This is a genomic window from Lentibacillus saliphilus (genome assembly GCF_019093865.1).
In the GTDB taxonomy this organism is placed as follows: domain Bacteria; phylum Bacillota; class Bacilli; order Bacillales; family Amphibacillaceae; genus Lentibacillus_B; species Lentibacillus_B saliphilus.
This window is the reverse complement of record NZ_JABJXD010000012.1, coordinates 58,428-69,233: the sequence shown is the minus strand read 5'-3', so window position 1 is coordinate 69,233 and position 10,806 is coordinate 58,428. Positions and strand designations below refer to the sequence as shown.

General features: G+C 35.8%; 13 protein-coding genes. All 13 read left to right on the top strand.

The features are described from left to right. Positions 1 to 348 (top strand): hypothetical protein (locus HPC67_RS14495; RefSeq protein ID WP_217589300.1); only part of this gene is annotated, 348 nt, incomplete at its 5' end. 79 nt (positions 349 to 427) lie between these two features. Continuing rightward, entirely contained in the window at positions 428 to 637 is a 210-nt protein-coding gene (locus HPC67_RS14490; protein ID WP_217589298.1) for a hypothetical protein, read from the top strand. A gap of 126 nt (positions 638 to 763) precedes the next feature. Further along, positions 764 to 2,044: a hypothetical protein gene (locus HPC67_RS14485; RefSeq protein WP_217589291.1), complete on the top strand. Its 1,281-nt coding sequence runs from the start codon at positions 764 to 766 to the stop codon at positions 2,042 to 2,044. 177 nt (positions 2,045 to 2,221) lie between these two features. Continuing rightward, on the top strand, positions 2,222 to 2,935 hold the full coding sequence (locus HPC67_RS14480; RefSeq protein WP_217589289.1) for a hypothetical protein: 714 nt from the start codon (positions 2,222 to 2,224) through the stop codon (positions 2,933 to 2,935). Between the two features lie 300 nt (positions 2,936 to 3,235). Next, positions 3,236 to 3,676: a hypothetical protein gene (locus tag HPC67_RS15815; protein WP_246570149.1), complete on the top strand. Its 441-nt coding sequence runs from the start codon at positions 3,236 to 3,238 to the stop codon at positions 3,674 to 3,676. Positions 3,677 to 3,826: 150 nt separating this feature from the next. Beyond that, positions 3,827 to 5,215, top strand: coding sequence for a hypothetical protein (locus HPC67_RS14470; RefSeq protein WP_217589286.1), 1,389 nt, complete (start codon positions 3,827 to 3,829; stop codon positions 5,213 to 5,215). A 114-nt stretch (positions 5,216 to 5,329) separates the two neighbouring features. Beyond that, the gene (locus HPC67_RS14465) at positions 5,330 to 6,145 is read left to right on the top strand and encodes a hypothetical protein (RefSeq protein WP_217589278.1); all 816 of its coding nucleotides are present in this window, start codon (positions 5,330 to 5,332) and stop codon (positions 6,143 to 6,145) included. A gap of 13 nt (positions 6,146 to 6,158) precedes the next feature. Next, complete coding sequence (locus HPC67_RS14460; RefSeq protein ID WP_217589276.1) at positions 6,159 to 6,854, top strand: YciC family protein; 696 nt, start codon at positions 6,159 to 6,161, stop codon at positions 6,852 to 6,854. 96 nt (positions 6,855 to 6,950) lie between these two features. Further along, positions 6,951 to 8,162 carry a hypothetical protein gene (locus HPC67_RS14455; protein WP_217589275.1) on the top strand — a complete coding sequence of 404 codons (1,212 nt, stop codon included), beginning with the start codon at positions 6,951 to 6,953 and terminating at the stop codon, positions 8,160 to 8,162. A 418-nt stretch (positions 8,163 to 8,580) separates the two neighbouring features. Beyond that, on the top strand, positions 8,581 to 9,201 hold the full coding sequence (locus tag HPC67_RS14450) for a hypothetical protein (RefSeq protein WP_217589273.1): 621 nt from the start codon (positions 8,581 to 8,583) through the stop codon (positions 9,199 to 9,201). A 37-nt stretch (positions 9,202 to 9,238) separates the two neighbouring features. After that, on the top strand, positions 9,239 to 9,607 hold the full coding sequence (locus tag HPC67_RS14445) for a hypothetical protein (RefSeq protein ID WP_217589271.1): 369 nt from the start codon (positions 9,239 to 9,241) through the stop codon (positions 9,605 to 9,607). A gap of 7 nt (positions 9,608 to 9,614) precedes the next feature. Then, on the top strand, positions 9,615 to 10,319 hold the full coding sequence (locus HPC67_RS14440) for a hypothetical protein (RefSeq protein WP_217589269.1): 705 nt from the start codon (positions 9,615 to 9,617) through the stop codon (positions 10,317 to 10,319). An 18-nt stretch (positions 10,320 to 10,337) separates the two neighbouring features. After that, positions 10,338 to 10,766, top strand: coding sequence for a hypothetical protein (locus HPC67_RS14435; RefSeq protein ID WP_217589268.1), 429 nt, complete (start codon positions 10,338 to 10,340; stop codon positions 10,764 to 10,766). The last annotated feature ends 40 nt before the right edge of the window (positions 10,767 to 10,806 follow it).

Here is a 10,806-nt window from a genome sequence, read left to right as displayed (position 1 = left end):
GAAAAAGTTCTTGAAGCATGGGAAGATTGGAAAAATGATGCACTTAAAGATGTCAATAGTTTGGAAATCCATAGTCAATTTGACATTTTGAGTTTTTCAAACGAATGGAATAGAAAAACAACAAGGATGTTAAATAATTTGAGACGTGTTCCAAAGAGGTTAGAAAAAGAAGGGATTATTACCTCAAAACAACTAAGCGAATTATTATCAAGATCTAATGAGATAGAAAGACTTATCAAAAATACTAAGAAAGAAATAGAGAGTGATTTAAAGGATATTAATGCAAAAAAGCTTAAAAAGATGAAAAAATCTATACAGGAAAAATATAAGAAGCAAACGAGCGAGTAATTAAGGTATATGATAACAACTTTTTGAAGGATAGTCTGTCAATGTATGAAAGAATCACATTGATTAAGGAGGGCATATCATGTCCAAAACAGAGAAGAAGTGGCGTACAATTTATCTCCTCTTAATGATTTTCATTTATGCTGTTTATGTACCTATAACAGTATTTGAATGGATATGGAGTGAAGGTGGCATACCGTTTACAGCAATTATAATCGGGAGTGCTTTACCTTTAATGCGAAAAAATCATATTCAGACGATACGTGAAAAAGAGGAAAAAATAAATACATGACCTAAAATCGCGAAATGTTATAGTGGTCAATTATCTTAATAAACAATTACTGATGATCAAAAACAAACTATCAAGAAACTACAAACCTAGAACTCATTACGTAACCGCTAAAAGGGGTGGTGAAGATTGAGGATTGGTTTAAAAAGGTACTTAATATTAGGTGTCATATTGATCATAACGTTCTTTCCACTTTTGACTCCAACAGTCTATGCAGTTAGCTCATGGACAGGAGATACATGGAAAGGGACACCTTGGGAAGGAAACTCCTGGGATGGATCCGATCTTAAATGGGAAGGGACACCCTGGGAGGGAAATAAGTGGGAAGGTGCGGAAATTGAACATTCATCAATTAATATTGATGAAGATATTAATCCAGATTGGTCCAACATTCCGTGGTATTTAGAAAGTTGGTATATAGATAGATGGTCCGACGATGGTTTTTATGGTGAAAATTGGTCATTGCCTTCATTCTATGGGGACGAAATAGCAGGATACTCAGATTTGCAGAATGGTTATAATGGAAGACCATCTCTAGGAAATCCATGGTCTTATAGTGGATTTATTGGGCGTCAGATAACCCCTGGAATTGCCACAGATATAGGAAGTTCTACTGATTTTAATCAGAACATGGCTAATGCAATGAGTTATCTTACGGTTGATGTGATGGGAGGTTATGCTTCCTTTATATCAGACGGTTTAAAACACCAAAGATATTTGGATGCAGGAAGAACTGACTCTGGTCTTGGCAAAAAGGCAACTAGTGCATTCGGTAACATGCTTGTAAATGGTATAAAGTTATCAGGTTTAGATGAAACCTATGTAGATCCATTTGAAACTGGTATTACAGCTTATGATGGAGTCCAAGGATATAATACGATTAAGAATGCAGCAAACGTTAGGAGTTATTCAAAAGATTTACGGCAATTTACTCAAACAAAGAGAGAGTACCGAGATGTTTCCAAAATGGCTAAGAAATCAGGGTCCCCCTTAACTAAGGTTCCTGCACTCGAGAAGGCGTTATCCAAGTTTAATATAGTTACCGCTGGGATAGGTGCAGCCTATTCTGGATATCAAACTTATAACATGTGGAACGATATGTCTGACGTATTAGATAGTGATGCGAGTGGTGCAAGTAAAACTTTGGCCGTAGCTGAAGTAACTGAAGGAACAGGGAGTACATTAATGAGTGCTGGTGCAGTTGTAGCAGCAGTTCCATTACCAGGTGCAAGAGTGGCTGCGGGTGTAATGATTATTGGAGGAGCAATCCTGTTTGGAGCATCTAAAGCTGCCAAATTTTACGCTAGGAATTGGGATAAGATTAAAGTAGGAAGCAAGTATCTTTGGAGTGGAGCAAAACATAAAGCCAAGAAAGGATTAAAGGCAGTTATCAATCTATTTAATGGTTAACAGAAATGAGTTCTCGCTCATTTCTGTTAACGCATAATATATCAATTGTGAAAGAGGGGGATTAACATTAAATATAATGATCCGCAAGTTCAAGAAGAAGCAAAGAAATATAAAAAGTTTTTTGAGACATTCGATGTTAATCCAGGTTCATACATCATTAATAATAATGAATATTTTATGGTTAATTATTTGCGGGGAAAAAATATAAAAGGTTGTGCAGTGATATCGCCAAATTCAAAAGCTGGAAAAGGAGAATACTTAGAGGCATTGAAAGCATTATTAGAATATGTTGTTTCAATGGGTTCAATACTGAGTCGTGGTGGTGAAAGAGCAAATGCAAATATGGATGCTTTTATAACGATGCAATATTTTTTATCTAATGTTTTAAATGACGTTGGAGATAAACTGACTCTTGAGACAAAACATGCTTTTGAGTTTTGTTTGGAGAGAGTTGATTTAATTCTAAAATTGCAGGATAGATTGATAGATATTTGTCAAAAAAATAACGAAAATGCAGATCAATACTTTAAAGGGGAATTATCCAATTTTACCAAGGAAGATATGGAAGAAGCAGTTAATGATCTTGGAGAAATCGATTACATTCAATACAAACAACTCATGGCCATATATGAGTATATCCCAAAATTTAAGCACATTAGGGATTTAAAAAATAAAGATGTGGATAGATTGAAAACAGCATCTGTTAAAAAATATATTTTAGAATTTTCTAAGGGTGAAAAAGAACAGCTACACACCTTGAAAAGTATAGAATTTCAACCCTATATGGACACGCTAACAAAGGAACAACACATTGAAGGGGCCAAAAGCGATTTTTATAAGAATTTAGCCCAAGGCCTTGCTTTGACTAAGAAAGAATTGAGATACCCTTAAAATATTGGATAAATAGGAGGTGAAAACCCACATACCATGCAAAAACCTTTTAAATACACATGGGAACTGTATACAAGTCAGTTTGAAATAATATTCGTTCTTATACTGTTGACCACATTACCTTTATTATTCTTACATTCAGCTATAACCAATTACATATATGCGATCACACCTAGTTATTCAATAATTTATTCGTTTGCTGATATTTATTATGGACTTATCACTCTATTATTTTTTCTTTATGCACAGATTCCTTACATTCGTTTTGTTTACAACGAGTATAAGGGTACAGAGAATAACTTGCGTAATACAGTGTATAGCTTTATAGAAAATGGTTTCACGGTATTTGTTTTTGCATGTATTGTGTCCGTCCTTAGTACTATAGGATTCATGATGTTTGTGCTTCCTGGATTAATCTTGCTCGCATTGGTATTTCCTATACCTTATATTAGTATTTTTGATAGCAAGCCTGTGTGGCAAAGCTATAAGGAAGGGCTGCGCATTGGGAAAAAGAATGTCGGTAAAATTATTCTCATTATATTTCTTGCAGGATCAGCTGAACTTTTATTTGGCATATTCGTGTCATACCAGTTATTTAATATTACATCGTCTTTCGCGGCGCAGCTCATTACACAAATGACGCTTAATATGATTGTTTTTCCGTTTATGATCATCCTTATAACATCCTACATTCTAAAATGGAGAGAAAATCTTGAAACGCTTGAGGTTAATGCTCTATAACAACATCAACTTAGATTAATAAGGGTATCTATAAGGATGTGTACGTCTTACATTTTTTGATTATTCAAATCGATTTAAATCTTGGTAGTAGACCTAATAATAAAGGGGGGGAAAACGATTAAATCTATCATTAAAAGTATCTTGGTTTCTTTGGTTGCTTTATTTATCGTGTTTCAGCCTGTCATGATACCAGTTGCTTATGCTGTCGAATCATGGACAGGGGATTCTTGGAAAGGCGAATCCTGGGAAGGTGAATCTTGGGATGGCAGTGACTTGAAATGGCAGGGTGAATCGTGGTCTGAGGATGGCTGGACTGGAGATGCCTGGGAAGGTGAAGGAACTGACGGATCAGGTACGACAATAGGTGAAGGCTGGAATGGTTATGATTGGGAAAGCCAGCCCTGGTATATGCGTGGCTGGAATGGCGGCTCTGGATTTAATGGAGAGTCATGGCAATTAGACGGTTGGAATGGAAATGGTCACGTAGGAAATGACTGGCGCTTTCCAGGTTGGACCAGTGCCGCTTACAAGGGTGATGCTTGGACAGAGTCAGGATTTAACGGTCAAGGTTATCAGGGGAATCCATGGAGTCAATCGGGGTTTAATGGAAATAGTTATACAGGTAATCCTTGGTTAGATCGAGGGTTTTCTGGTGAAGGAAGTTCTGGTAACCCATGGAGTTCTAGTGGGGGAGCAGGTGCCTTTACGGAGCTTAATGGGTACACACCACCTGAACGATTTTACGATTCAGGCGAATTTAAAGAAACGAAATTTGTTTTTGACAAATTAGCTGTCGGGACTGCCAATTTCGTGACTGATGGTTTAAATGAAGGTTTTTCATTTGGTAAAACAGGTTGGCATTTAGGAGATTTGCTTGTTAGCGGAGCTAAGTTGCACACAGGGGATCATGTCTTTTATGATGTTCATGATTTAACGTCAAAAGGGAAAACAATTTATGATAAATCCAAGGCGATAGAAAATATGCGCAGAGCAGATGTCGCTAGAGAAATAACAACGAGTAGTGCATTTCGAACGAACCAAATTTCTAATGCGAGTAAATTTCATCAGTATGGCTCAATTATAAAAGACTCTGCTGGGCAGCTTGCTCAAAACATGGATGTTGCGAAGGTGGCTAGCACTTGGAACAATATGGGCGCCTTGTCTAAGTTCAATTTTGTTACATCAGGCGTTAATGCAGGTATTTCTGCATATAAGACAGGGGCGAGCATAACTGATGCAGTTCAAACGTTTAATAGTGATGCATCTGCATCAGATAAAACGGCCGCAGTCGCTACTGTCGGTACCAATTTAGGAGACACATTGATGAGTGCGGGGGCTGTAGCTTCTGTTGTTCCGGGAGGTCAAGCTGTCGGTGCTGGTCTAGTAGCTGCAGGAGCAGGTATATATGTTGTGTCAAAAGGTGTTGAACTCGTCGCCAAAAATTCAGATAAAATTGCTTCTGCAGCTAAAAAAGCAACAGACACGGTAAAGAATACCCTAAGTAAAGGCTTTAAAAAAGTAAAGGGCTGGTTTTCTTGAATTAACTAGTCATACTTAATAAATGGATACGTCATGAATAAAGCGTTGTTGCTTTATTCATGACCCCCTAATACAATACCCGTAATCGACAAAACGATTTTAGGAGGACATGATATGCACACCAAAGATCAAAAACAGTTATTAAACTTAGGGAAAAAACATCAAAAACGACTAGAATTTACGTCAATTAACGCGGTATCCTACAAACCGAACAACCACGCTTATTATATCGCGTTTTATAAAAGTAAATTTAGAAATGCTTTAAAGGGCTGCGCGATCATATCTCCAGATACTGACAACAAACAGGAATTAGAGCTTGCACTTGCACCATTGATGTATTTTTCAATAAGCAGCAATGGGGCTTTAAAGAGTGCCAAAAGAGCGTCACTGGATATCGATGTATTGAAAGAAATTGAACTTTACTTGAAGCAAATGATTGAAACAGGTCCTATTAATCAGTATAACGTATCCTATAAGCAGGCATATGAAGTAATGAAACAGATAATTCTGCTCCAACATGACGTCGTACAGTTATATCATGATGTTAAAGCTTTGGATGATCAGGTGGAAAATACGGGCTATTTTACAGATGATACGATTGAACAGATGATTCATTATGTAATTAGGACAGATCTTATTCAATATCGGCAGATATCTATGCACTATGATCAGCTTGATGCTTTTGACAAAGTGTATGCCCATACTGAACACATTAAGCCATCACATGACACAATAGACCTTCGCTTGTTGGTTGAATTGACGTCCGAAAAAGCCCAGGCTGATTTGGAAAATTCATTGAGCCGTTTGGAGAAAGGTCAATCGGTAAAACAAATGACTGATGAAGAGATATATCAGATGTGGATTAAAGGATATAAACGTGACCTAGAAGAGGAAGTTTTTAAAATGAAAGGGATTCTACGTTATCCATAAAGAGGAGAAAAAGATGAAAAATCCGCTTAAATATACATGGAACCTATACACAAGTAAATTTGAGAAATTGTTTGTATTGATGCTCACAACAACTCTGCCATTATTATTCGTTCATTCTTTTTCGACCAACTATATTTATACCATTACACCAGCATATGACCCGATCTATTCTTTTGCAGATGTTTATTACGCACTCATTACAATTTTATTATTTATGTACGCTCAAACCCCATATATTAGATTTGTTTTTAATGAGTATAAGGGCTTTGACCATAGCCTGCGAAATACATTTTATCTGTTTCTAGTGAATGGTTTTACAATATTTGTATTTGCCTTACTCGGAGCGGTTGTTACGACAGTTGGATTTATGCTGCTAGTAGTGCCTGGTTTAATCATACTCGCATTCATATTTCCAGTTCCTTATATTAGCATGTTAGATGAAAAATCGGTTTGGAAATCTTTCAGAGAAGGCATGCGTTTAGGAAAAAGACATTTTTGGAAACTCTTTATAATTATTTTAATAACAGGAATAATTGAAGCGATTCTAGGTATAGTCGTCGCCGCACAAATATTTAACATAACAAACTCTTTTGCAGCCCAAATCTTGACACAAATGACTTTAAATCTATTAATCTTTCCATTCGTCATAGTGTATATTACATCTCTCATGATTAAATGGCGTGAATCACAGGAAGTCCTTGAAATGTAGGGAGAATGAAGTATGTAAGTTATGAGTAAAACAGATTCAACATGAAAGACATCCGGATGAAAGGTGATCATCAATACCTTAAAAACATTTTGAGGAGTGATCAAGATTAAATCTATTGTCAAACATATGTTGATGTTAATAGCTGTTTTGATTGTTTTGTTTCAACCCATTATTGTTCCTGTTGCTTATGCCATTGAATCATGGACTGGGGATTCATGGACAGGCGAGTCTTGGAACGGTGAGTCTTGGGATGGAAGTGACCTAAAATGGGAAGGTAATACTTGGAACGGTGAGACTTGGTCAGAGGATAGCTGGAATGGAGAAGGAACAGAGGGATCAGGAACACAGAATGAAAAAGGTTGGAACGGCTATGAATGGGATAGTCAACCATGGTATATGCGCGGCTGGAAAGGAGATTTTACCGAGAGTATCAAGGATGGAGCATCAGATCTAAATACGGAAACCGAATTTGGTGATGGTCAGAAGATAGAAGAGCAGATTGAATTCGTAAATGACCTTGACATGTATTATAACTTTAGTTCCAATGCTTTACCAGGCGCAATGAGTTGGTGGTATGGGCATAGTATGGGGATTGAAGGCAATAATATTGTTGTAAAGGGTCCAACAAATATAAAAGGAAATTGGTCTAACAGTTTTATAGGTCGTCAGCTTAATAATGTCGGGTTTAACCACGCTAATCAGTTCATTGATGATTCTTTTAATATTTTTTATCAAGAAGAAATTGGTATCAATAATAATCAAAGGGTATATGACATACATACGACTAACTCTAGTATACGAAAAAATGTTAGTGTTAAGTCGGCTATGCAAAGCGGATTGTCCGATACCTTTGGAAAAGGAACCCTTAACTCTACTAATAATTTAAGAGGAGGGGGTATAGCTGGGCATGTTGTCACGCTGGGATCTAATTTTTTATCTTTTGGCTGGGGAGAGAAAGCTAAAAAAAATGGTGGACCAGGCGTATTGAGTACAGATTTTGGAGCAACTTTAATAGTTGATAGTGGTTTAGCAGCTGGAATAACTGTTGTTAGTTCTGTGATTGCAACATTATTCACCTCCGTTGCTGTAGGTACTTTAATTTCCCCTGGTATTGGTACGATAATTGGAGCTGGTGTAGGTTTGCTATTAAGTGCTTTACTATTAACAAAACAAGGACAAAAACTTAGGAACTGGACAATAGATAAAGTTAAATCAGGGCTTGACTGGTATATGGATAAAGCAAAGACTGTCTGGAAAGGGATGTACTATGGTGGTAAAGCTGCTTTTAATACATTTATAAAAGGATAATGGCTATGATAACAAAAATAAAGAATCAATTGTTGAACTGGCTCAGAGAAACATCTATTATACCCCCTTTTTTCCAGTACTATTTGTTTTAATATTAGCTGCCACCAATTGCTATAGGAGTTTATTCTGGTCGTAGGACAAAATTCGGTAAAATATATTTTATGTCTGGTTTTCTTTTTGTTGCATTGTCTGGTGGAGGAAGTTATATCTTTACACGTTTAATGCAGAATGCACATGGATACCATTCCACAATGTTGACATTTTCTTCACTACTATTTACAGCTGGCATATGGATTATTGTTGGTTTCCACTCTCAATGGGTAAGAGTGGAGAATCCTGAATTCGATTTTAATAAAGGGGAATGAATTCATTAAGAGATAGGGGTACGAATACCTTGAGTATATAGGGGTGAGTAAAATTGGTTAGAAAATCAGAAGAAACTTTAGAACACCAAATAGCTAGAAATATTTATTTTACTCCTGTATTTCCTTTTATTGCAGGAATAACATTTATAAATGTACCGGAGTGGTCCAATTTTTTTTCCATAATCTGTGGTATAGTCATGCTAATTTTATTGATTCGAGTTTTAATAGGTTACTTTCAAGAGAAACATATGGATCAAAAGTGGCATGCTTTAACAGTCGTTATTACTAGTGATATCAGTGGCTTATTTTGCATGCTACTTATATGGAGGGTACTAGGTCACCCTATATGGCTTCTCATAGCATTATTAAGTATTTTCATTATATGTTTGAGCCTCTCACATCATTATCGAAAAACAATTGCGATTAGTATTTTTAATCCACGAAAAACGCTGTTTGGAAAATTATACTATATATTAGGGGTTGTTATTGTAGGTTTGGCTGGAGGGGGCACATATGGCCTTGCACGCTTTTTACAACTAACATATGGACAAAATACAGCACTTCTTATCATCTGTTCTATGTTGGTGCCTTTTGGCATTTGGTTGATTATTGGATTTCATTCCATGTGGGTTAGAGTAGAAAACCCAGAGTTCGATTTTAAACAAGATAGTTGATAACTATAAATAACATTTTCACTAAAGGTGATTGATAATGGTTAAACAAAATTCTATATGGCATGGTATTGGTCTTGGTATCTTCTTATCAATTGTACTTGGAACATTACTCGGTTGGCTGGGTTTGACATACGGATTTATGGTGACAATTTTAATTTATATCGTTTGTTATATACCTGCTGGATTCCTTGTCGCAAAGTTGAATCCTAATCACCCGTACACTTTATCAGCTATTGCTGGCATTATACTTAGTGGTTTGAATCAATTGGTATCAATTTATATGCAGCCTGGTATTTTAGGTTTTCCGCTTATTTTACATTTTGGAATACTTATAGGCGTATTAACGAGTTTACTAGGAGCATGTATGGCAGATAGACCATGGAGGTATTTTTATAAGAGGGAGTGAATCAGTCATGCATATAAAAAAAGCTCTTTCACTTTATTTAAATAATATTTTAGTCGTTGTGTTGGTTAGCATGACTATTGTTTTCCCTTTACAACTGGCCACATATACGTTTACGTCCATTATTCTAGCTTTATTAGGCTTGAACACAGGTTCAATCATTATAAATATAATCATTCAATTATTCTTATTAAATATGATGCAGATTCCTTTTATTTACATCGCTGCTCAGGCATATAAAGAAGAAAAGGTCAATCTATTAAAAGTGTACAGCACCTTTGTCATGAATTTAGTACCCGTTTTTATTATGAATGTGTATTATTTGCTTTGTATATTAGCAGGACTGCCATTACTTATATTACCTGGTATATTCATGCTCATTCTTTTCTGTATTGTTCCTTATACAAAAGTTATTGAACAAAAAGATGGGATGGCATGGTTTAAGCAAACGTATCAAATTGGTCGTTCAGGGGTCATTGATATATTAATTCTTATTTTTATGCTTGTTTGTTTTAACTTACTCGTTTGGAGCTTGTTCTCTAAAGGGTTGTATTGGATTGATCCCAATATGAAATTAAATAGCATATTACTCTTTAGACTTCTAATTAACAGTATGATTGTACCGTTTTTTGTTTTTGTTGTTACAATGAATTATTTTGATTGGCAAGAAGATAGCCGCAGTAAAAGGGACGCATTTTTACTGGAAGCTAGATAGTTAAAGAGGAGATTAGAAATGGAAACATTGGAAGAATCATTGTTGAATATTAAAAAAAGATCTGTGCTTGTCATGATTATTTTAACAATTATGACCGGTGGAATATATGTATCATATTGGTTTTTAGTTAATCGGAATCGGATTAATGTCGGAAGTATTGACGAAAGACTGTCATTTATTGCTCCGTTTTGTTTACTGTCGATATATACGTTCACCAGTATGACCTTTATTCCAGCTCGGTTTTTTTTAGAAGGTTATACATGGGGTTTCTATCAATACATAATGATCGTGTTTAGCTACTTAGGGACAGCTATAACATGTTATCTCGCTTTTCAGGTTAGAACCATTTTTAAAGAACATTTGGTAGTCAAACGTCTATCCATTATACTAACGTTTTTATTTCATATTTGGTATTTGCAGCATACCATCAATAAACAAAAGGGTTGAATAAGCCAAAAAATATGATGTGTGGGTTGGTAGTTAATCT

Coding starts and splice junctions, on each gene's coding strand:
- HPC67_RS14490 (WP_217589298.1), top strand. CDS start 428: ATGTCCAAAACAGAGAAGAAGTGGCGTACAATTTATCTCCTCTTAATG.
- HPC67_RS14480 (WP_217589289.1), top strand. CDS start 2,222: ATGGTTAATTATTTGCGGGGAAAAAATATAAAAGGTTGTGCAGTGATA.
- HPC67_RS14465 (WP_217589278.1), top strand. CDS start 5,330: ATGCACACCAAAGATCAAAAACAGTTATTAAACTTAGGGAAAAAACAT.
- HPC67_RS14460 (WP_217589276.1), top strand. CDS start 6,159: ATGAAAAATCCGCTTAAATATACATGGAACCTATACACAAGTAAATTT.
- HPC67_RS14445 (WP_217589271.1), top strand. CDS start 9,239: ATGGTTAAACAAAATTCTATATGGCATGGTATTGGTCTTGGTATCTTC.
- HPC67_RS14440 (WP_217589269.1), top strand. CDS start 9,615: ATGCATATAAAAAAAGCTCTTTCACTTTATTTAAATAATATTTTAGTC.
- HPC67_RS14435 (WP_217589268.1), top strand. CDS start 10,338: ATGGAAACATTGGAAGAATCATTGTTGAATATTAAAAAAAGATCTGTG.